This is a genomic window from Akkermansia sp. 54_46, assembly GCF_001917295.1.
GTDB lineage: Bacteria > Verrucomicrobiota > Verrucomicrobiia > Verrucomicrobiales > Akkermansiaceae > Akkermansia > Akkermansia muciniphila.
Genome location: NZ_MNUD01000030.1, coordinates 39,277 through 60,855, shown reverse-complemented (window position 1 = coordinate 60,855; position 21,579 = coordinate 39,277). Strand labels below are relative to the sequence as shown.

The window sequence follows — 21,579 nt, the reverse complement described above, 5'->3', positions numbered from 1 at the left end:
CGGGTGCGGTTCAGGAGAGTTCCACGGCCCCCTGCCGTAATGCTTCTCCGGACAGGGCTTCCGTCAGCGTCCCCTTGCAGGGGACGCGGGCAAGAACGGTCTGGCGGCGCAGGCAGGCAGAAATCCAGAGTTCAAAATGGGCGGCGTAGGCGCGGGCGTACCTCCGGGACAGGGAAGGGGTGATGAGCTGGCGGCGCAGGTGGCCGGATTCACAGTTTTTGAGTCTGGCGTTGCCGGCGGGGAGTTCCGCTTCTTCCTGCAGCGTGGGGGCCAGGATGACGGACATCCCTTTTAAGGAGGCCATGGTTTCCAGAAGGTTGTCCGGTTCCCCCGGGTAGAGCAGGTCGGAGATGAAGATTTTCATTCCATTGGGGCGCCAGATGGAAATGGAGGGCATGGATTCATCCGGGGGAAGGCTCTGGAGCTGCGCTTCCCATTGGCCGGAGAGAACATCTTCCTGGTCCAGGGGGATGATACGGCGCCCTTTCACCGCATGAATCTTCACCTGGGCTCCCGTTCCGATGGCGGAGAGCAGGCAAAATTGAAGCAGGCCCCGCGTGCGTGCCGCGCGCTCTTCGTGAAAAAACATGGATTCGGAAACATCTACCGCCACGTCTACCTGCGGTGACAGTTCCGCCCGGAAGACTTTCATGGTGAGCTGACCGGTTCTGGCGTACGCCGCCCAATGGATATCCCGCGGGTCATCCCCCCACTGGTAGGAGCGGCTTCCCTGAAAGTCGATGGAGTTGCCTGCTCCCGTTCCCTCCCAATGGCCCTGTGTTCCTTTCCAGGCGCAGCAGGAAAAGGGCAGGCGGAGACGGCGCGCCGCCTGTTCGGCGTCCGGCTGGATCACCTGGCTGGGGAAGGGGAAAGAAGTCATGGGGATGGGGGAGATGCAAAACGGAGGGCAAGAACTATTCCCGTTCCCTGCGGGAATTTCCCGGTTTCTGGAGAGGTTCGGGGGATGCGTTCCGGAATATGTCAATCCAGTGTTTGCTGGTGAGAGCCAGAACCGCTATTCCGGCAGCCAGGTCCATCAGGCTGAACAGGGAAAATTTGCTGAAAGCCGGCAATGTTTCTTGTCTCAAAAGTTCAGATAAATACCCTCCGGGGAGAAGGGGGACGGACAGATTCACGCCCCACAGCACGTTTTGCACCAGGCAGAGGATGAGGCAGATCATGGTGTACGTCAGCAGGGTATTGTTTTTCAGTTTTTCCCAGAACGGTTTCAGAAGCATGGCCGGCATGGTGATGGCGTACCAGCTGCCTGCTGCGAGGCAAAAGAGCCGTTGAGGGGACTGGAATTCGGGGACGGATGCCATGCGGTCTATCAGATACACGGCGATAGCCGCCAGGGCGCAGAGCAACAGGGTGAACAGGACGCTCCCCGGCATGCCGGGGAGGAACAGCAGCTGCTGGAGCCTGGAGAATCTTTTGTTTTTCATTTGCTCCATGTGAATGGGAAGAAGGCGGGCAGGCGTGTTCAGGTTGATAATCATCAGGAAAATTCCGTAAACCATGACAAAAATGGAATTTCCGGTCATGATGTTTTGAATGGAGCCGCTTGCGTTTTCCAGAAAGGGGAGGGGGAGGATGGAGGCTGCGAAAAAAGCCAGCAGAAGCTTCCGCAGGGAGGCGGCCGTGTTTTGTGCGGCAGGGGAGAACCATTCCCTTGCCAGCAGAAGCAGGGATGAGATGACCAGGAAGGCGTCCGCCAGGACGAGGAATATCAGGAGAACGCCTTCTCCCGCTCCATCCCGGAAAAAATCCAGCTCCGCATGGTTGCCTCCCAGGGTCAATATACCGATGCCCATGAGGGAGAAAGCGATGATGCGCATCAGGGAGGGCATGGCGGACGCCCACAGGGTATATGCGGTCAGCATGCCGGAACCCAGGTAAAGGAGGAAAAACAGGGTTACATCCTGTACCAGGTTAATTTCCCCGTAGTAATACCGGATGAGAAAGAAGGGCAGGGAGATAAAGGCAATCAGCAGGGATTGGGCCATGAAGGATATCCATTTTCCCAGCACGATGCGGCCTGCGCTCTGCCTGGTGAGCAGCAGCAGTTCGTTGTTTCGGGTGAACAGTTCGTTCCTGATGGAGGTGGAGGCCCTCAGCGGCATGATGAAGAGCAGGGCGACGACCATGGTAACCCAGAAGATGATCTGGCATCCGTCGGGGCTGACGAAGGGCTCCCCGTCAAGAGGATTGATGATGAAGCTGAACAGGAAGAAAAAGGAGAGCAGGGAGGGCACTATGCTGACCAGGAGGATGAATGACGGCGTTCTGAGACCCTGGCGCAATTCCTTGACCAGAGCGGAGGGCATCCATATGGGGAAATCAAGAGAGCGGGAGGTATTCATGAGGCGGGGATGGATGGGCTTTCCTGGGAAGAGGCGGGATTCTGCCGCGGGGCCGGTTCCCCGCTGCCGTGGATAAGGATGTCCACAAAAGCTTCTTCCAGACGGCGTTCGCTGCGGTGGAAATCAATTACGGGGAGGTCGAGGCAGAGCTGGCGGAGTTCCGCAGCCACAGCTTCCGGTTCGCAGGAGACGAAGGCGGCCACTACTTTCTGTTGCTGTACATGGCGCACGTTCCATCCCCGGCGGAGGGCCAGCCATTCCTCCAGTGAGGCGGTGTTGTCTCCGGCGGTGCGGATTTCAAAGGCGTATCCGGATTCCGTCTGGCGGTGCAGCAGGTCTTCCATATTGCCGTCATGGATGACGGTTCCTGCATTCATGAAGATGAGGGCGTCGCACATTTCCCCCAGTTCCGAGAGAATATGGGAGCTGATGAGCAGCGTTTTTCCGCGCGCTTTGAGCAGATGCACCAGATTTTTGAATTCAAGGCGCGCTTTGGGGTCCAATCCTGCCGCCGGTTCGTCCAGAATGAGGAATTGCGCGTCGCTGATCAGCGTACGCGCTAGGCAGAGCCGCTGCGTCTGCCCTTTTGAAAGTTTATCGATCATCTGGTTCTGGAGGCTGGCCAGTTCCGTGAAGTCCATCACTTCGTCCACGGCGTCCAGTAAACGTTCCCTGCCCATGCCGCAGGCCCTGGCGAAAAAATCCAGATATTCCCGGACGCTGGTGTTTTTATAGGGGTGGAAATAGTCCGGCATCCATCCGATGCGGGAACGTGCCAGTTCGGGATGATCCACAACATCGGCCCCGTTGAGCCTGATGTGGCCAGAGTCAGGCATTTCCAGCGTGGCCAGCATGCGCATGAGGGTGGTTTTGCCGGCTCCGTTGGAGCCAATCAGGCCGACGACCTGGCCCTGGCGGATGACGAAGGAGGCATTGTTGACGGCTTTCAGCGGACCGAATGATTTGGACAGTCCGGAAACTTCCAGCAGTAGGGGCGTACTCATGGTTATTCGTGCGGCTGGGGAGTGACGGGGCCGGAGACGGTGACGGAGGTTTTTTCCCAGTTAATGGAAGGCAGGGTGGGGATGGGGCCCAGTTCCCCGCCCGCCGGTTCCATGGATGCCCGGAAGTGCAGCGGGGGAGGGCCGTCCGGTTCTTCTTCCGGCAGGAACGGAGATGCCTGCATTTTACGGCCGGGAGGCAGTTGTTCAAGAGTCCAGTATTTTCCGGAGGCGTCCCGGTAGGTGAGTCCGTTCAGGGTTCCGGGAAAGGTGCTTTGGAATACGGGCGCCCCGCCGGGGCGCGTCTCCAGCAGAGTGAGCGCCGCCCGTGTGGAAACCGGCATGATGATCCGGTGCTGGAGCGTGGAGCGGCTGGTGAACCATTTTCCCCCGCATTCTTCCCCTTGCCGAGCCGCGCCTTCTATGGGTTTTTCCTTAATGGAGCCGCGCGCCTTGCTCATGCGTGCTCCGGTGATGCCTGCGTTTTCCGGCAATTGAAATGTATTGTTCAGCAGGACGGAGGTCTTGCAAATCTGGTTTTGGGAGATCAGGGCGGAGTGGTCCTGCGGATTAACCTGGATAAGAACTTCCCGGCTGCCCGTCCCTCCCGTGCCGTCTCCGGCCAGAATCAGGAGCAGCAGAAGAAGGGAAAATCCCACGGAAATGGCCGGGATCAGCAGGAACAGCCTTTGCCTTTTGCCTGCGGGAGCCCACAGGAACAGGCTCAGCGGGCCGACAAGCACGGCAAAGATGATCAGCCCCAGCCCCAGCGTGGTGGATGGGGCTGAGAAATAATAGGGAGCGGCGGAGGTAATCTCCGGGTAACAGTTTCCCTTTTCGTGGAGGTTGATGAATTCCTCCAGTTTCAGCTTTTTTTCTTCTTCCGGCAGGCCGTCCAGGGACGGAACGTGCAGAATGCGCCCGTTTCCCAGCAACCGGGTGGAAACGGAAAGCCCCCTGTCACCGATGAGCCACAGGTTTCCCCCTCCCGTCACCCATTGGCGGATGGCTTTGCGGTGGGCTTCGTCAAAATGGGTACGGTAGATTTTTTCCGGGATGATGAGGCAGGTCTGCCCCTCGTACATCCGGTAGTCGGCTGGCCATTTCATCAGGTCGCAGGAGGAAACGGCCGCGTTATAGGAAGATTCGGAAAGCAGGTGCCAGTCCGCCGGAGCGCCTTCCTGGATAACCGCGACAATTTTCCTGTGCTCCGTATCCGTGGGAATGGGGGAAGCTCCTTCATGGTTTTCCTTCACTTCGTAGACGAGATTGTAGGAGAGGGGAGGGTAAACGACTGCATGAACGCTTTCCCGGGCCGGAATGAAGAACGGATAAGTATGGCTGGTTCTCCTGTTTCCGTTCCACCCTTCATGGAATTGAAGAGTGGCTTTTCTGTCCGAGCCGGTGGTGTTTTCCAGCTTCACCCGGAGAGGGACGCGGGCGCCGTTCGCGCTGTAGTCAAATGCTTTCTCCACGGAAACGGCGATGGGGGGAGCGGCGGCCGGTTTTGCGTGGAGCGGGAGAATATTGAATGCCGAAAGAAGGAAGAGGCTGAAGAACAGCCATGAACGGGAGAGAGGGCGGCGCATGGGGGAAGGGCTGAGGAGGTGTGGTCAATGAATTTTTGCGGCGGCCAGGGAATCCGGCAGGGGCTTGTTCTGGGCAGGGATTTCCCTGACCAGGCGGTTGATGACTGCGGCGGGTGTCTGTCCGTCCAGACGGGCTGTGTGGTTGAGCAGGATACGGTGCTCCAGCACGGGATGAATAACGGCCTGCACATCCTCAAAGGAGCAGAAAGCGCGCCCGTGGCGCAAAGCTCGGGCTTTGGCGGCAGCCGCCAGGCCCAGGGCCGCCCGGGGGCTGGCCCCGTATTTAACGCCTCCGGAGGCTTCCGATTCTCCGGGATGCGTAGCGTTGACCAGCCTGCCTATATAGTCCGCCACCACTTCGGGAATGGCTACATTCCGGGCCATTTGCATGAGTTCCTGCAATTCCTGCGCGTTCAAAACCGGGGATATTTCAGGTTCCACGCCCATTTCCCGGTTGAGGACAATGCGGGCCAGCACATCCGCCGGTGTGCGGTTGACGTTGATTTTGAAAAGGAAGCGGTCCAGCTGGGCTTCCGGCAGGGGAAAGGTTCCTTCCAGTTCAATGGGGTTCTGGGTGGCAAGCACGAAAAAGGGGGAGGGGAGGGCATGGGTCTCTCCCATGACGGTGACGCGGCGTTCCTGCATGGCTTCCAGCAGGGCGGACTGGGTCTTGGGGGAGGCGCGGTTGATTTCATCCGCCAGCATGATGTTGGCGAAGACGGGCCCTTCCTGGAAGATGAAGTTTTTTGTTCCGTCCCTTTCCTGAAGAACCGGGGTTCCCGTGATGTCTCCCGGCAGTAGATCGGGTGTGAACTGGACGCGGCGCGCTGTGATATCCAGTGCCCTGGAGAGGCCTTTGACCAGTTCCGTCTTGCCCAGGCCGGGCAGGCCCTCCAGCAGGATATGCCCGCGAGCCAGTACGCCAATGAGAACCAGTTCAATGAGATCCTTTTGACCGAACAGGACCTGGTTCATGGCGGCAGCCAGAGCACGGAGCTTTTGCATGGCGCAGCCAAGTTCTTCCTGAGAGAGGATAGGGGGGGTATTCATGGGAAACTGACGGATTTCCGCGGCTTTTGGGAAAAAGACCGGGCATTTGTTAGATTTCTTCATGAACTTATGCCATGCATCCAGAGGGGCTGCAAGCAGAAAGATAGCGGGACCTGTTAATTTTCAGTAATATGAAGAGAAAATACCCTGCGGGGTTTGAGTGGTAAATGGAATTGCCGCAATATATGTTCCATCTGTTGAAAAAAGAAGGTTTCCTGGCATGTATTATTGTCATGCCTTCCGTATATCCCCCCGGCAACGAACGCATTTACGTGGTGGACGCTCTGCGCGGCTTTGCCGTAATGGCGATCATGCTGCTGCATTTTCTTGAACATTTCATCTATAATTCCTATCCCGTGGCTTCTTCCCCAATGATGGAAGCGGCCAACCAGCAGTTCAAGGAGGTCTTTTTTTTCCTGTTTGCCGGCAAGTCCTACACCATTTTCGCCCTTCTGTTCGGATTCTCTTTTGCGGTCCAGTACCGTAACCAGGCCCGGAAGGGAAGGGATTTTGCGGGCAGGTTTGTCTGGCGCATGTGCCTGCTGGCGGTGTTCGCCTGCATGAATGCAGCGTTTTTCCCGGGCGGTGATGTTCTGCTGACTTTTTCACTTGCAGGTTTGTTGCTGGTGCCGTGCCGCCGGTTGAAGACATCCTCGCTGGTGGCTTTGTCCCTGTTTTTCCTGGCCCAGCCGCTGGAGTGGGCCTATGCGGCGGTTCAGTGGATGCATCCGGGCTGGGTTCCTCCCTCCCTGTCTGTTGCGGAATCGTACGCTTCCCTGAAATCCGCCGTGGATACGGGAAATTTCTGGGTGATGGCCTGGGAGAACCTGACTACAGGACAATGGGCCAGCCTGGCATGGGGTATTGAAGCCGGGCGTTTGATGCAGGCCCCGGGTCTGTTCCTGCTGGGGTTTGTTCTGGGGCGCCAGGATTTCTTTCTGCAGAATGACGGAACGGCTGTGTTCTGGACCCGCGGACTGCTGTTTTCCCTGGCCGGGGCCTGTGCATTTTACGTGGTGATGTGTCTGCCGGGGCTGCCGGGGCCTGTGCATACCGTGTTTAGCATGTGGCACAATGTTTGCTTTACCGGCGTATGGGTGGCCGGGTTCGTTCTGTTGTACCGGCTGGAATATTTCAGGAAAGCGACGGCTCCGCTGCTGACCTACGGGCGCATGAGCCTGACCAACTATGTTTCCCAGTCCGTGATCGGCTCCCTGATTTTTTTCCCGTATGCACTGGGGCTGGCTCCCTACTGCGGGTATCTGACCAGTTTTGCGGTCGGCTTTGCCGCCATGACCGGACAGATATGGTTCTGCCGCTGGTGGCTGGAGCGGCACCGCTACGGGGTGCTGGAAGGATTGTGGCACCGGGCGACATGGCTGGCCGCCGGGAAGGTTTCCGCTCCGGAACACCGGTAAGAAACGGGGGCCGGCGCAATGATGTTTCCCGATACTTGCGGGACGCTTTTTAGCGTCTTCTGCCAAAGCCGGTGATTTATCCGGACGGAGGATGCATCCGGTTCCGCAAGGGGCATTTTGGAGAGGAGACATGGAACAGGGGGCAGAGGCAGGAGGAAAAGGGATGAATGTTTCATGGCGGCGGGAGACATGAAAGCGCGGTATTTTTTGAAGAATGGCTTTCCGGGAGATTTTTTCCACAGGGAACGGTTTGTTTTCCTGGGGATGGCGTACCGCGCCCTCTCCGATCCGTGTTCCGGCGGCTTTTCCGACGGACTGATGCAGGAGGGGATTCCGTACCAGATGGCGCTTTTCTTTAAAGGGGAGATGTAGTATGGCATGGTGTATGGAAAGGAGGACGGGCATAGGCGGTTTTTTCGGGCTGGAATTGCCGGAGTACGGCAATTTCCCGCAATGGCATCCCGGCAGGAGTGTAGCCGTTAATTCCGGCAGACGCGCTTTGGAATATATCCTGCGCCGCCTGGGGGATGTGCGCTGTGTCCGTGTTCCCCTGTATACATGCCGGACGGTGGTGGAAACGATGGAACGGCTTGGCATTCCCGTGATTACTTACCGCATTGACGAACGCTTGGAACCGGAGGAACTGCCGGAATTGGAAAAGGGGGAATACCTTTTGTACACCAATTACTTCGGAATCAAAGAGAAATGCGTGGACCGTCTGGCTTCCCGGTATGGCGGCAGCCTGATTGTGGACAATGCGCTGGCCCTGTATTCTCCGGCCCGTTCCGGAGTGGCCTCCCTGTACAGCCCGCGAAAGTTTTCCGGTCTTCCTGACGGGGGGATCGCCGTGATGGATGCGGAGCGGTCCTTGCCGGAACCGGAGGAGCGGGACGAATCCCTGCCTGCCGCCGCTTTTTTGCTGGAATGCCTGGAGCATGGGCAGGAAAGGGCTTCCGCCGCCTGTGAACGGAATGAACGGCGCTTGCGGAATACCCCGCTGCGAAGGGTTTCCCGGCTGACGGAGCGACTGATGAGCGGCATTGATTATGAACAGGCGCGGCTGCTCCGCATGAATCATTTCCTTTTTCTTCATGAAAGGCTGGGCCATTTGAACCGTCTTTCCGTGGAGGCGGATTCCTTGTCCGCTCCGTGTTATTATCCGTTTTGGACAGCTTTTCCCGAGCTGAGGAACGTGCTGATTGATAAGCGCGTTCTGATTCCTCTCCTGTGGCCGGAGGTATTGGAACAGTCCCCTGCCGGCAGCCTGGAACGGAAACTGGCGCTGCATCTTCTGCCGCTTCCTGTGGACCAGCGCTGCGGGCCGCAGGACATGGAGCGCATCGCCCGGATTGTGGAGGCATTCTATTCCTGAAGAAAAGGGAGGATTATTTTGTTAGACAGTTGGATAAGACGTTGACGATACGTGAATGAATGTTCTAACATTTTTGGTATGTCCGACTACCTTTCCTCTCTGGGCTATCCTTTCCGTGGAAGGCCCATGGTTTTTGTCTTTTCCGTCATGATGGTATGGGGCGTGTTCCTGGCGGCCCGGGATGTTCTCATCGGATGGATTGCCGCCTTTTGTTTTCTGTTGCCTTTCATGTGCGCCTTTTTCATGAAAATGGTGAGGCAGTCCGCCATGGGAGAAGAGGATATCTGCCCCTTTCCTGAACTGGATGAATGGCTTGTCTCCCTCATGTTGCCTTTTGTCCGGCTGGTGGTGTGCATCATCGTTTCCTTCCTGCCTTTCGCCGTGTATGCGCATACTGCGGCCTGGGCGGCGGATACTACCCTGGCGTGGCTGTTCCTGGCGGCGGGTGTGATTTACTTTCCCGGTGTATTCATGAGAACCTCCGTTCGGGAACGTTTTTCCGGTCTTTCTCCCGTGGGCTGGTGGGGGCTGGTCAGAAGGGCTCCCTTTTCCTATGCCGGGTTACTTGGCGCCATATGCGCCGGGGGATGGATCATCCTGAACCTTCCTTCAGGGCCTTTGATGGATTTCGCCATGGTGCCCGTGAAGCTGTATGTCGCCTGCGTGTTGATGAATATGTGCGGACTGTTCATGCTCAAGCATGAATTTGCCGGGGAGGAAGAGGACGGCAGCTTTTCCCCTTCCGGGCCTGCGGCCTCGTGATGCTGCCGCCTTTCCGGCGGGCCGGGAACAGGTGAGTTTATTTGGCGGGTTCCTTGTCCAGGTTCAGGATGCCCAGTACAGACATGTTGCCTTCCGCATCTTTTCCGGAGGGGAGATAGACCTTCGCATTGTTCAGCATGTTTTCAAAGGCCTTGGCGCGGAGCATGTTCGGTCCCATGGCCTTTTCCTTCAATGCCAGTCCTTCCGCTTCCGCCCGGGCTGCTTCCAGGGCTGCTTCCGCCTGGGCCTTGCCCCGCATGACAATGACTTTGGCCTCCGCTTCTCCCCGGGCCAGGTTGGCGTTTGCTTCCTGGCGCGCTATTTCCATTTTCATGGCGCCTTCCGCCTCCCCGCGTGCACGCTGGATAGCGATGTCTTTCCGGGCGATTTGAAGTTCCGTTTCCTTGCGTTCGTTTTCCTGAGTCGTCTGAACTTTTCTGACGACGGATTCAATGATGGCCTGCGGGGGATTTGTTTCCCCCACGGCTACGGAATCCACAATAAAGGGGGTGCCGTCCAGCCGCTTGCTTAACTGCGTGTAAACGTTGTCGGAAATTTTTTGCAGGCTGCCGGAGGCGTCCAGGGCATTGTACTGGCTTAATTCCGCCCGCACGGCTGTACGGAAAGGCTGCTGAATGAAATTTTTGTAGGCAAAGAGCATGATTTCGTCCGCCACTTCGTCATCATTGCGGCCGGAGCTTTGGGCGATGCCTCCGTAATCTTCCATGAATTCCTTGACCCGGGACGGGTCCAGCCGGTAAACCAGAGAAGCTTTGCAGGAAATGGGGAGCTTGTCCTTGCCCAGGATAGCCCCTCCATTGCGGGCGTCGAATTCTTCCACCGTGGTATCCGGCGTGATGGAAACCTTGCTGACTTCCTTTCTCCACGCCCATCCCGTGGAGGACGGCCCGATCAGGATGCCTTCAAACCTGTTCTGTCCGAAAATGGGTTTGGAATAGACATATCCGGCAAAGCCGGACAATACGCGCTTGTTGCTGAAATTCTGGAAGGCAAAAATGGCGGCGCCCGCAGCGACGAAGATGACGGCGGGAATGAGCAGGGAGAAGACGGTTTTGGGAGATTTATTCATGACAGGGCAGCGGTTGTGACGGTATCCAACATAAGATGAGGCTGGTGAAAATCAAGTTATCTTTTCCTGTGCGGCCGGGAAAAGTGTTCCACTGAAAAAATTCTTTCCGGAAGAGGGAATGCGGCAAAGTATGTCCTCTTCTGAACACAGGGGAGTGCCGGAAATGTCTTATCCGGCAAAGGCTGCCTGTTCCGTGGGGGAGATTCCGGCGAGGTGCCGGACCTCCGCCCCGGAGGCGGGCCTCCATTTGGGTTAAGGTGATGAATGTAGCCATTACGGGATCCGGAGGATTTATAGGGAGTCATTTGTCCAAGCGTCTTGAGATGTTCGGGCATCGGGTGACGCCCTTGCGGCGCTATCTATTTGCCCAGGAGGGCGTGGATTGCCTGGCGCAGGCCCTGGCGGGATGCCATGCCGTCATCAATCTGGCCGGAGCGCCCATCGACCGGCGCTGGACGGATGCCTACAAGAGGGAGCTGGTGGAGAGCCGCATCATGACCACCCGCAAGCTGGTGGAAGCGGTCAACAGGCTGCATGAACCGCCGGGAGTGATGATTTCCGCCTCTGCTGTCGGGTACTATGGCTCGTCCGGCGGCTGTCATGGGGAACTGGACGCTCCGGAAGCGGATTCCTTTCTGGCGGAATTGTGCGTGGCCTGGGAAAAGGAGGCCGGGCTGGTGAACAGCTCCGTGCGGCTGGTCCTTACCCGGTTTGGCGTAGTCCTTTCTCCGGATGGAGGGGCGCTCCCCGAGATGATGCGGCCGGCCCGGTTCGGCGTTACGGCAACCGCAGGAAATCCGGATCATCTTTTTTCCTGGGTGGCTTTGGAAGATCTGGCGGATGCCCTGGTCTTCATTATGGGCAGGCAGTATATTTCCGGCCCGGTCAATGTAACGGCGCCGGAGCGCACCACCAACCGGGAATTCTACAGGGCAGCCGCGGAACATTTCCACACCCGTCTGTCCATCCGTGTTCCGGACGCCGTTCTGCGGTTGCTGATGGGAGAAGCTTCCCAGGTGATTACCGGCGGCCAGTGCGCCGTTCCGGAGACGCTGATGAGGGAAGGGTTTACGTTCCAATATCCGGATATCCGCACTTTTTTTAACAAAGCATTTTCTGTCAAATCATGAGCATGATACAGACCATCGTTACTTCCCTGTTTCACGGTCATTCCGTCAAAACCGATCCCATGCCGGATTTCAATCTGGAACGTTATCTGGGGGAATGGCACGAAATAGCCCGTCTGGAAAACTGGTTCGAGCGCGGGCTCAGCAGGGTTCTTGCCCGGTATGACCGCAGGGAGGACGGTTCCATTTCCGTGGTTAACAGCGGTTATGACGTTCGTACCGGGGAACGGAAGGAGGCGCGTGCACGGGCGGTGGCGGGGGATGCCCCCAATCATTTGAAAGTGTACTTTGTACCACTGGTATACGGCCGGTATGAAGTGGCTTTCCTGGATGAAAATTACACCCGCGCCGTAGTTTCCGGCGGTTCCCTGAATTATCTGTGGCTGCTTGCCCGCTCGCCGCAGTTGAAGGATGACGAGCTTCAGCCGATGCTTCATTGCGCGGAAAAACTGGGGTATGATACTTCCCGGTTGATTTACGCCAATGTCCAGGCCTCTCCGGACAAATGACATGGGGCGGGCTTGAAGAAGCGGTGTGCCGTGAATATGGGATATTTTTGAAATGGGGAATGTGGAAAAGGTGGCTTTTCTCCTGCCAGGAAAAAATTTTTGGGCATGGGCCGGGCGTTCCTTTCCAGTGTTCCGCCGTGCGGGAATGTCATGCTTTTGAATTCTCCGGTGTGGTTCTTCTTCCTGCATGGCTCCGGTCCCGTATTTTTCCGCTTTTTCCTGCCCCGTCCTTTCCGTTTTTTTGCAAAGAACAGGGAAAAACACAGGCGCCTGCTTAAAATAGGCTTGCAATCATGAGAAGGATGGATATGTTGACATTCATCCAAACATTGGATGTTTGGATGAATTACTTAAAGAAGGAGTAACAATGGATATTATTCATGACAACGCCGCTGATCTCAGCGCATTGAACGGCAAGACCGTTGCCGTGATCGGATATGGCGCCCAGGGGCGCGCTCAGGCACTTTGCATGCGTGATTCCGGTGTGAACGTGATTATCGGCGTTCGCCCCGGCAAGTCTTTTGACGCCGCCGCCCAGGATGGATTCCAGGTAATGAGCGTCGCGGAAGCCGCCGAAAAAGCGGACATCATTCACATTCTGCTGCCGGATGAAAGCCACGGCGCCGTGTATGAAGCTGAAATCAAGCCTCACTTGAAGGCCGGCAAGACGCTTTGCTGCTCCCATGGCTTCGCGTATGTTTTCAATACCATCGTCCCCCCCGCGGATGTAGATGTCATCATGGTGGCCCCCAAGGGCCCGGGCACGGAAGTGCGCCGAGTATTTGAAGAAGGGTTCGGCTGCCCCGGCCTGATTGCCGTTCATCAGAACCCCTCCGGCAAGGCCCGTGACGTGGCTCTTGCCATGGCCAAGGCTGAAGGCCTGACCCGCGGCGGCGTGCTGGAATGCACCATGGCCCAGGAAACGTATGAAGACCTGTTCGGTGAACAGAACGTCCTGTGCGGCGGTCTGGTGGACCTGATGAAGTACGGCTTTGAAACCCTGACGGAAGCCGGCTACCCGCCGGAAATGGCTTACTTCGAATGCGTGCATGAAGCCAAGCTTATTGTGGATCTGATTTATAACGGCGGCATTCAGAAAATGAACTCCGTGATTTCCAACACGGCCGAATTCGGCGAATATTACAACGGCCCGCAGATCCTGCCCGCGGAGGTGAAAGAACGCATGAAGGAATCCCTCAAGCGCATTGAATCCGGCAAGTTCGCCAAGGACTGGCTGGAAGAGGCAGCCAAGGGCGCTCCCAACCTCAAAGCCAAGCGCGAAGCCCTGGGCCAGCACCCGGTGGAAATCGTGGGCGCCAAGATTCGCAGCCTGTTTGAAAGGAACTAAGGTTTCTTTTACCTGGAACGCGTGCCGTTCCGCCGGAATGCGGCGGAGCGGCACGGATATTCCCGGGCTTTTCCCGGAAATCCGCCATTTGTTCAGTTTATGGAGCACGCCACGCCGGCCGTCAATGTGGAAAACGCCAGGGTATACCTGGGCGGGCACGAAATCCTGCACAATATTTCCTGGCAGGTGCAGCGCGGAGAACGTTGTTTTATTCTGGGGGCCAACGGCGCCGGAAAGACAACGCTGGTCAAGGTGCTGATGGGGTTTGCGTGGCCGCTCTTCGGAGCCAGGGTGCAGGTTCTGGGCAAGACCTTCGGGCACGTGAACCTGCTGGAATTGCGCAAGTCCATTGCGTGGGTGAGTCCGTTCATGCACAAGTGGCTGGAGGATGGCTCCTGGAACGGGCGCGACATGGTGCTTTCCGGCCCCGACGGCACTATCGGCCTCTTGAGGGAGCCGACGCCGGAAGAGGAGGAAAAAGCCGCAGGAATCATGAAATCCCTGAAAGCGGAGCATTTGATAGACAGACCGGTGGTAGCCATGTCTTCCGGGGAACAGGTGAAAGTGCTGATTGCCCGGGCTCTGATGACGAATCCGGAACTGATGATTCTGGACGAACCCAGCGTTTATCTGGATTTGGCAGGGCGGGAATTTTTATTGAAAACCATTGAAGAACTGGCTGAAACGAGGCCTGATCTGACCATCGTGTTCATCACCCAGCGCATTGAAGATATCCTTCCCGTATTTAACCGCGGCATGATTTTAAAGTCTGGAGAAATCGTGGCGCATGGAAGCCGGGACGAGGTGCTGACGGAGGAAAACCTGAAAGACGCCTTTGGGCTGGATATCCAGTTAATCAAGACGGAGAAGGGGCGTCTCTGGACCGTTATCCGATAATTTTTCATGAAGCAGTCCAAGACAATGGAGCTGAAGAAACCGGTGCGGGTGTCCCTGGCCCGCCAGGTGCTTACCGCCATGGAATCCATGATACGGTCCGGCAAATGGAAGGTTGGAGACCGCATTCCCGCGGAAGCGGAACTGGCCCGTGCCTTTTCCGTCAGCCACAACACCATCCGCGAAGCCCTTCAATCCCTGATTCACATGGGGATGCTGGAAGCGCGCCCCGGGGACGGCACGTACGTGATGGCGTCAGACCGCTTTGCCGTCGCGGTGAGCAACCGCCTCAAGGAATCCGAGCTGCCTCAGATTCTGGAGGCGCGGCTGGCTTTGGAAAAGGAAATTGCGCGGCTGGCCGCCGTTAAAAGGACGGATGAAGATTTGAAGGAGCTGGAAAATGCCCTGGAAGACTGCCACGGCAGGGTAAGGCAGGGCATTGAGGATGACATGCTGTTTCATGCCGCCGTGGCCCGCGCCACGCATAATCCGGTGCTCTCGGAATTATATAACGTGGTCATCCGCCATGTGCAGGAGAATCTGGAAAAGCTGCTTCAGGAGAAGCAATACGACTCCGGCGCCATGAAGCTGCATGACGACCTTCTCGCAGCCATCAGGAATCAGGAGGCGGATGAGGCGGAGAACATTATTGTAAAGATTGTGGAATTTGACACCGTCAGTATAGGCGGGTCATGCCCTTCTTAAATTAACGGAACAGGCGATTCCCATCATGCGGAATCGGCATTTTTTTCTTTTCGGCCTTTTTAGTAAGGCCGTCCGGAGAAATGAAATTGGGGAACAAGAAAGCAGAACCGGCATGAATAATTCTGAAAGAAAAAGTGTTGCGTTTTGTATTCATTGGTAATGAAGGCGAATGTATTTTCCATAATGATGTTGTTCTTTCATCTGTTTCCGGCATATGGAATCGACCCCAGCGTGAGGGGATTTGAAGAACTTCATGAAGTGTTGAAAAGTGCGGTTCGGGAACTTGATACCGTTCAGTCTCCGGATCATCTTTCTATGGCTATGAAGTATTTCCGTGCCTTGGTGGAGGAATGTGGGCGTAATCCCGATCTTGTTGCCGTTCTTGAGCTTACTTCAGAATCATGTCCCCCTCAACTAAAGGAGGCTTATAAAGCGGCAATGGAGTTGCAGGGGAAATTGCATGATGCCTCTAAACGGCTGGCTATGAGTGGAATGATGCAAAATAAAGAGGAAATCAAACCGTATTTGGAGTTTATGCAAAAGTTTACTTTAAAGAAAAATGCTCAAAAAAGAACGGAACCGCAGGTGCATGAAGGAGCGCCTCCCGAGACTGAGGATGCCCGGGACGCAAGAATGAAATGGTGGCGAGATGGAAAATTCGGCATGTTCATCCATTATGGGTTGTATTCCGGGCTGGCGGGGGAAATTCAGGGGAAAAAATATAAGGGATGCGTGGAATGGATTATGCAGTATTCCGGAGTGGATAGCGAAACATACGCCAGAGAGGCCCTTCCCCGGTTTAAGCCCAAACGCGGAAAGGCTGAGACATGGGTAAAATTGGCCAAAGAGGCCGGGTGCGTTTATACAATCCTGACAAGTCGGCATCATGAGGGTTTTAACATGTTTGATTCAAAATTCAGTGATTTTAACGTTAAAACGACCAAGGGTGTTGATATTGTAAAGGAATATGCAGAGGCATGTAAAAAATATGGAATGAAGGCAGGATATTATTTTTCCCTTCTTGACTGGAGCCATCCGGATTACGATCCGACAGGTTCAGGCATTTCTTATCCTAAGGGTAACTATGAGGCTCAAAAACAAGGACGGCGGCAATTCGGGAACCATGAAAAATACAAGGATTACCTTTACAATATTTTCAATGAGCTGCTGACCAGTTATGCCCCGGTAGATCTGGTATGGTGGGATTTCAGCCAGCCTGGTTTTCAGGGAGATAAGGCGTGGAATGCGACAGCATTGATGAAGAATCTTTTTGAAAAAAATCCCAAGGCAATTCAAAATAATCGCTTGTACCATTCTGCAAATCATCTTAGTGAAGGGGGAATCAGAGTAACTCCCGCATGGAAAGGGGATTATTCCACAGCGGAACACCATATTCCGGCAACTGGCATTAATGGAGATTGGGAAGCATGCCAGACTCTTAATGGAACATGGGGATATTCAGCGGATAATCAGGAATGGAAAACATCTCAAGCCCTGATTCGGGAGTTAATTGATACAGTTAGCCGCGGAGGGAACTTTCTGCTTAATATAGGCCCCATGCCCGACGGATCCATTCCTCCTGAAAGCATCCGTATTTTCAAGGAAATCGGTTTCTGGATGAAAAAAAACGGTGAAGCCATTTATGGAACCAGAGCCAATCCGCTGAATATTGAACTGACATGGGGACGCCTTACCAGAAAGGGGGAAGATATTACCTATATTTTTGTTTATGATAAACCGGATAATGGAGAGCTGACCATTCCCTGCTCGTTTGAGGGTGATGTGAAAGCGGTTCTGCTTGGCGGAGAGAAAACTGTCAACATGAGTCAGGATAAAAAGTCCAATACCACGACATTCTACATAAAAAATATGAAGATGGATACAGCCGCCACTGTGATCAAGGTGATGGGAAAACGCATGATTCACAAGAGGTCCGCGTGACCCTTCCGAGGGAGCTGGAAGGGGCGAAGGTTCCAGCTCCCCATTTTGAAAATGACATTGGATCGCCCTGTGTCACGGATGATAGTTTGCCGGACAAGGCAGTAAAAACAGCCAATGTGGTTTGTTTTATATTCTATCTGTAAAAATAGAATGAAGCCGGATTGTGTAGGAAGAGAAAGACCGACGTCCTTTTTTCCTGTTTTTAAAAAGTGGTATTCCCATGAATGGGATGCGTGTGGGAACGGGCTATGTTTTTTATTCTTTAACGAATATGGAAGTTTGTTAGAGTGCCCGATATGGCTATCCACACTGAATGGAAGTGCCTGGCATGCGGCGCCTTTCTGGCTATGGAAGATGTGAATATGGCTGCAGATATGGTGTTATGCCGCTCCTGCAATAAGATAAGCAAATTTTCAGAGATTGTTCAGGAGGAAAGGGATGAGGAAATTCTTGATTCCATTCCCCGCCGCATGAGCGTGACGAAAACGGCGAGGGGGCTGGAAATAACGTATAAGAAACCAAAAGGTGCGGGACTTTTTCTACTGATGTTTTCGATTTTTTGGAATTCTGTAACATGCGTTGCCCTGTTTGCGGTGAGGAAGGAAATGTCTTGCGAAAATCTGTTCGGACTATTGTTTTTAATCCCTTTTGTTCTGGTTGGGGCTGGTACATTTGCGGGAGCTTTTTATGTGTTGTTTGGCCGCATGACGCTGATCCTGACGCCAAGCAGGGGGGAATTGTTCCGAGGAGTAGGTAATCTGGGCCGCCGACAGCATTTTTTGCTGGAGAAAGATTCCCGTATTTCCATCGAGGAAAGCAGTATACGGCGGAATCATGGAACTCTGTATAAAATTGTGGTGGAGCAACCGGGAGGAAAGCCATTCGAGTTTTGTACGGGTATTGAGGAAGCGGAGGCCCGGCAGTATATAGCGGCTCTTTTACGACAGATGAGAGAGTAGTTCTGCCGTTCCGTAATTTCAGGCAAAGTCATGGAACGCCGGAGGATCTGGTTTGCGGAAACGAAGCGTCAGGGAATTTCTGAATGAGGTTTTTTGATTGATAGGGCGGCTAAGATACGTAGATAAACGCATGATGAAGAAAGAGCGCCTTTTGTTGATTCTATGCGGTTTGTTTTGCGGAGCGGCAGTGGCGCAGCCCCGTCTTCCCACACCGCCGAACATGATTGTCATTCTGGCGGATGACCTGGGTTATGGGGATTTGGGCTGTACTGGTTCCAGGCAGATTAAAACGCCTTCCATTGACCGGCTGGCCAAGGAGGGCGTGTTTTGCTCCCGGGCGTATGTGACGGCACCGATGTGTTCCCCCTCCCGCATGGGATTGCTGACGGGGCGTTTCCCCAAGCGTTACGGCATCACGACGAATCCCAATATCCAGATGGATTATCTTCCGGAGTCCCACTACGGGCTGCCGCAGACGGAAAAATTGATTCCGGAGTATTTGGCCCCCTACGGGTACCGGAGCGCGGTATTCGGCAAGTGGCATCTTGGCCATACGAAGGGATACACGCCGCCGGAGCGCGGTTTTACGCATTGGTGGGGGTTCCTGGGCGGTTCCCGGCATTATTTCCCCGTGAAGAAGGAGGCTGAAGGCCTGAATCCCTCCATGATTGTATCCAATTTTACGGATAAGACGGACATCACCTATTTGACGGACGATATTACAGACCGGGCGGTCGAATTTCTGCGGGAAGCCGGAAAGGATAAGAAACCTTTTTTCATGTTCGTTTCCTACAATGCCCCCCATTGGCCCAATGAAGCCAAACCGGAGGATATCGCCAAATTCAGGAACGTGCAGAACGGGGAACGACGGGTTTATTGCGCCATGGTATATGCGATGGACAGGGGAATAGGCCGCATTCTGGATGCCTTGAAAGCGGACGGTTTGGAAAAGGATACCATCGTCGTCTTCCTGTCGGACAATGGAGGCGCTCCGGAAGCTTCTTCCTGCAATGCCCCTTTCCGGGGTGCCAAGAGGCAGCATTTTGAGGGAGGTGTTCGCGTACCTTTTATTATCAGATATCCGGCGGACAAGCGTTTGATTCCCGGAAGCGTTTGCAGACAGCCTGTTTCCTCCGTGGATTTGCTTCCTGCTTTGCTGAAGGCGAATGGCCGTCACATTCCCAGGAAGCTGGACGGCATGGATATTCTGGAGCTGGTGGGGAACAAGGGAGCTTCCGTTCCGCGCACCTTTTTCTGGTGTACGGATTATACGTCCGCTGTGCTGGCCGGTGATATGAAGTACCTGCTGGTACCGGACCGCGCTCCGCAGTTTTACAATGTGGCGGATGATCCCCAGGAACAGAGGGATTTGTATTTTTCCAGGCACCAGGATGCGGATTCCCTCGCTAAAAAGCTGGGAACATACCTGACTACGACGCCTGCATGCCGTTTTCCCGACAGTATCAGCTGGTCCGCCAAATTGATGAGGGAGTATGACAAGACTGAGCCGGACAGACAGCCAGAGTAAGGCTGCGTTAGATTTAGCCCGTATTTCGTTCTGCATGCCAGCGTTTGGGAACCTCCCACGACGGGAGAGGGGGAGGAACCGCGTGCATGGTTTTCTTTTCCCGCTGAAAAACGCTTTATTTCAGGCGCTTGGGTTCCGCAATGCGGAGAATGTGCTCTCCGGGAAGGGCCAAGTTGCCTTTATCCCGGGCAATCATTTCAAAGTAGTGGGGATCCTGTGAGATCCAGATAAATTCGTTTTTTGCCTGTTCCATCTGCTCCCTTGATTTTTCCAGATGAGCCTGAAGGAAGGAACGTTCATGCTCCAGGGAGCGCAGATCCTTCCATGGCTTGAAACACACCAGGGAAAGCAGCATCGTCAGGCACAGGGCCAGGACAATGGCAAAGAGGCGCAGGGCTCTCTGGACGATCAGGGCACGTTTCTCCCGGCGGATTTCAAGCTCCGCCAGGGTAAAACGGTGGTAGTAGCGGCGTCTCCAGAGCATTCCTTGCAGTCAAACGACACATTTTTGATCATAGAATATGAATTTTACCACCATAAACTGCGTCATTTCCCAGTTCTTCTTCAATTCTAAGCAATTGGTTGTATTTGGCCATGCGGTCGGAACGGCTTAGAGAGCCGGTTTTGATTTGCCCCGCGTTCGTCGCTACGGCAATATCCGCGATCGTGGCGTCTTCCGTTTCCCCGGAGCGGTGGGAGATGATGGCGGAGTATTTGTTATCCTTGGCCAGTTCCACCGTATCCAGCGTTTCCGTCAGGGAACCTATCTGGTTGACTTTCACCAGGACGGCATTCGCTACATGGCGGGAAATGCCCTGATTCAGGAATTCCACATTCGTCACGAACAGGTCGTCCCCTACCAGCTGGGTATTGCCGCCCATGGCTTTAGTGAGCTGTTCCCAGCCCAGCCAGTCGTTTTCCGCACAGCCGTCCTCAATGGAAATGATGGGGTATTTTTTCTGGAGTTCCTGATAGTAAGCCGTCAGTTCCTCCGCCGTTCTGCCTTGGCCGTCTGATTTTTTGAAGACGTACAGGTTCCGGGAGGGATCATAGAATTCGGAGGAAGCCACGTCCAGGGCAATGAAGATATCCGTGCCCAGGGTGTACCCGGCCCGTTTTACGGCCTGTGCAATGCATTCCAGGGCGTCGTCCGCTGATTTCAGGGCCGGGGCGAATCCCCCTTCATCCCCCACGGCAGTGGAAAGGCCGCGGTCATGCAGCACATCCTTGAGCGCATGGAAAACTTCCGCCCCGTAGCGCAGGGATTCCCGGAAAGTGGGAGCCCCCTTGGGCATGATCATGAATTCCTGAAAGTCAATGGGGGAGTCCGAATGGGCCCCTCCATTGATGATGTTCATCATGGGGACGGGCAAAACCTTGGCGTTCGGCCCGCCCAGGTATTTGAAAAGGGGAAGGTTGAGCTGAATGGCGGCGGCTTTCGCCACGGCGAGGGAGACGCCCAGGATGGCGTTGGCCCCCAGGCGGGATTTATTGGGCGTGCCGTCCAGGTCGATCATGATTTTGTCAATGGCCGGCTGCAGGGTGGCATCGTGCCCTGATATTTCCGGGGCAATGATTTTATTGATGTTTTCCACGGCTTTAAGCACGCCCTTGCCTCCGTAGCGCTTGGCGTCCCCGTCCCGGAGTTCCCAGGCTTCATGCTCTCCGGTGGAGGCTCCGCTGGGGACGGATGCGCGTCCGATAGCTCCCCCGGCGAGGGCCACGTCCACTTCCACGGTGGGATTGCCCCGTGAGTCGATAATTTCACGGCCGCGGACGTCGATGATTTCCATTTCATTCATGATCATAAGATTTTTTCTTGTTCTTTTTAGACAGGGAAACGGGTTTTTCCGTTCCGGAGAAGCATGTCATGTCCCTGGAAGTTCCGGTTTCAAAAGCAGGACTGGCGCAGAAGGGGGGATG

General features: G+C 55.0%; 21 protein-coding genes. 12 read left to right on the top strand and 9 right to left on the bottom strand.

Translation table 11 applies throughout. The features are described 5' to 3' along the window. Positions 1-10: 10 nt before the first annotated feature. From BHW66_RS05945 to BHW66_RS05925, 5 genes are read right to left on the bottom strand one after another with little or no spacing between them, the layout of a single operon-like run. Complete coding sequence (locus BHW66_RS05945; protein WP_022196986.1) at positions 11-880, bottom strand: DUF58 domain-containing protein; 870 nt, start codon at positions 878-880, stop codon at positions 11-13. Positions 881-914: 34 nt separating this feature from the next. Further along, on the bottom strand, positions 915-2,363 hold the full coding sequence (locus BHW66_RS05940; RefSeq protein ID WP_286688951.1) for a hypothetical protein: 1,449 nt from the start codon (positions 2,361-2,363) through the stop codon (positions 915-917). Then, positions 2,360-3,367 carry an ABC transporter ATP-binding protein gene (locus tag BHW66_RS05935; RefSeq protein WP_286688950.1) on the bottom strand — a complete coding sequence of 336 codons (1,008 nt, stop codon included), beginning with the start codon at positions 3,365-3,367 and terminating at the stop codon, positions 2,360-2,362. Before BHW66_RS05935 ends, BHW66_RS05940 begins: the two co-directional genes overlap by 4 nt. A gap of 2 nt (positions 3,368-3,369) precedes the next feature. Further along, positions 3,370-4,953, bottom strand: a complete 1,584-nt coding sequence (locus tag BHW66_RS05930; protein WP_286688949.1) for a hypothetical protein — start codon at positions 4,951-4,953, stop codon at positions 3,370-3,372. Between the two features lie 24 nt (positions 4,954-4,977). Continuing rightward, positions 4,978-6,003, bottom strand: a complete 1,026-nt coding sequence (locus BHW66_RS05925; RefSeq protein ID WP_012420210.1) for an AAA family ATPase — start codon at positions 6,001-6,003, stop codon at positions 4,978-4,980. Between the two features lie 233 nt (positions 6,004-6,236). On the opposite strand from BHW66_RS05925, the gene BHW66_RS05920 reads away from it, so the two are divergent. From BHW66_RS05920 to BHW66_RS05905, 4 genes are all read left to right on the top strand, one after another. Beyond that, positions 6,237-7,421, top strand: coding sequence for a DUF418 domain-containing protein (locus BHW66_RS05920; protein WP_102733071.1), 1,185 nt, complete (start codon positions 6,237-6,239; stop codon positions 7,419-7,421). Positions 7,422-7,610: 189 nt separating this feature from the next. Beyond that, complete coding sequence (locus BHW66_RS05915) at positions 7,611-7,793, top strand: hypothetical protein (RefSeq protein WP_286688948.1); 183 nt, start codon at positions 7,611-7,613, stop codon at positions 7,791-7,793. A 1-nt stretch (position 7,794) separates the two neighbouring features. Next, positions 7,795-8,793, top strand: a complete 999-nt coding sequence (locus BHW66_RS05910; protein ID WP_102734292.1) for a hypothetical protein — start codon at positions 7,795-7,797, stop codon at positions 8,791-8,793. 78 nt (positions 8,794-8,871) lie between these two features. Beyond that, complete coding sequence (locus tag BHW66_RS05905) at positions 8,872-9,555, top strand: hypothetical protein (protein ID WP_022196995.1); 684 nt, start codon at positions 8,872-8,874, stop codon at positions 9,553-9,555. A gap of 37 nt (positions 9,556-9,592) precedes the next feature. Here the strand turns inward: BHW66_RS05905 and BHW66_RS05900 are convergent, their stop codons facing one another. Continuing rightward, positions 9,593-10,645: an SPFH domain-containing protein gene (locus BHW66_RS05900; protein WP_046437515.1), complete on the bottom strand. Its 1,053-nt coding sequence runs from the start codon at positions 10,643-10,645 to the stop codon at positions 9,593-9,595. Between the two features lie 260 nt (positions 10,646-10,905). Here BHW66_RS05900 and BHW66_RS05895 point away from each other — a divergent pair, with 260 nt between their 5' ends. The 5 genes from BHW66_RS05895 (at position 10,906) to BHW66_RS05875 (ending at position 15,228) form a co-directional block, all read left to right on the top strand. After that, positions 10,906-11,775, top strand: a complete 870-nt coding sequence (locus BHW66_RS05895) for a TIGR01777 family oxidoreductase (protein ID WP_046437513.1) — start codon at positions 10,906-10,908, stop codon at positions 11,773-11,775. Next, the gene (locus BHW66_RS05890) at positions 11,772-12,281 is read left to right on the top strand and encodes a lipocalin family protein (RefSeq protein ID WP_046437511.1); all 510 of its coding nucleotides are present in this window, start codon (positions 11,772-11,774) and stop codon (positions 12,279-12,281) included. The genes BHW66_RS05895 and BHW66_RS05890 overlap by 4 nt, the downstream gene beginning before the upstream one ends. Before the next feature lie 367 nt (positions 12,282-12,648). Continuing rightward, a complete protein-coding gene (gene ilvC / locus BHW66_RS05885; RefSeq protein WP_012420218.1) occupies positions 12,649-13,629 on the top strand; it encodes a ketol-acid reductoisomerase in 981 nt (326 codons plus the stop codon). Positions 13,630-13,728: 99 nt separating this feature from the next. Next, complete coding sequence (locus BHW66_RS05880) at positions 13,729-14,526, top strand: ATP-binding cassette domain-containing protein (protein WP_046437583.1); 798 nt, start codon at positions 13,729-13,731, stop codon at positions 14,524-14,526. 6 nt (positions 14,527-14,532) lie between these two features. Beyond that, the gene (locus tag BHW66_RS05875) at positions 14,533-15,228 is read left to right on the top strand and encodes a FadR/GntR family transcriptional regulator (RefSeq protein ID WP_022197000.1); all 696 of its coding nucleotides are present in this window, start codon (positions 14,533-14,535) and stop codon (positions 15,226-15,228) included. 1 nt (position 15,229) lies between these two features. Here BHW66_RS05875 and BHW66_RS05870 read toward each other — a convergent pair whose 3' ends face one another. Continuing rightward, a complete protein-coding gene (locus BHW66_RS05870; RefSeq protein ID WP_022197001.1) occupies positions 15,230-15,382 on the bottom strand; it encodes a hypothetical protein in 153 nt (50 codons plus the stop codon). Positions 15,383-15,387: 5 nt separating this feature from the next. Between BHW66_RS05870 and BHW66_RS05865 the strand changes: the two genes are divergently transcribed. The 3 genes from BHW66_RS05865 to BHW66_RS05855 all read left to right on the top strand — a co-directional run bounded on the left by BHW66_RS05865 (position 15,388) and on the right by BHW66_RS05855 (position 19,656). After that, positions 15,388-17,169 (top strand): alpha-L-fucosidase, encoded by a 1,782-nt coding sequence (locus BHW66_RS05865; RefSeq protein ID WP_102733053.1) that lies wholly within the window; start codon positions 15,388-15,390, stop codon positions 17,167-17,169. Between the two features lie 362 nt (positions 17,170-17,531). After that, a complete protein-coding gene (locus tag BHW66_RS05860) occupies positions 17,532-18,128 on the top strand; it encodes a hypothetical protein (RefSeq protein WP_286688947.1) in 597 nt (198 codons plus the stop codon). Between the two features lie 130 nt (positions 18,129-18,258). Beyond that, positions 18,259-19,656, top strand: coding sequence for a sulfatase-like hydrolase/transferase (locus BHW66_RS05855; RefSeq protein WP_102758663.1), 1,398 nt, complete (start codon positions 18,259-18,261; stop codon positions 19,654-19,656). A gap of 115 nt (positions 19,657-19,771) precedes the next feature. Here the strand turns inward: BHW66_RS05855 and BHW66_RS05850 are convergent, their stop codons facing one another. Both BHW66_RS05850 and eno read right to left on the bottom strand, forming a co-directional pair. After that, positions 19,772-20,140: a septum formation initiator family protein gene (locus BHW66_RS05850; protein ID WP_022197005.1), complete on the bottom strand. Its 369-nt coding sequence runs from the start codon at positions 20,138-20,140 to the stop codon at positions 19,772-19,774. 28 nt (positions 20,141-20,168) lie between these two features. After that, a complete protein-coding gene (eno, locus tag BHW66_RS05845; RefSeq protein WP_102733072.1) occupies positions 20,169-21,449 on the bottom strand; it encodes a phosphopyruvate hydratase in 1,281 nt (426 codons plus the stop codon). Positions 21,450-21,579: the final 130 nt, after the last annotated feature.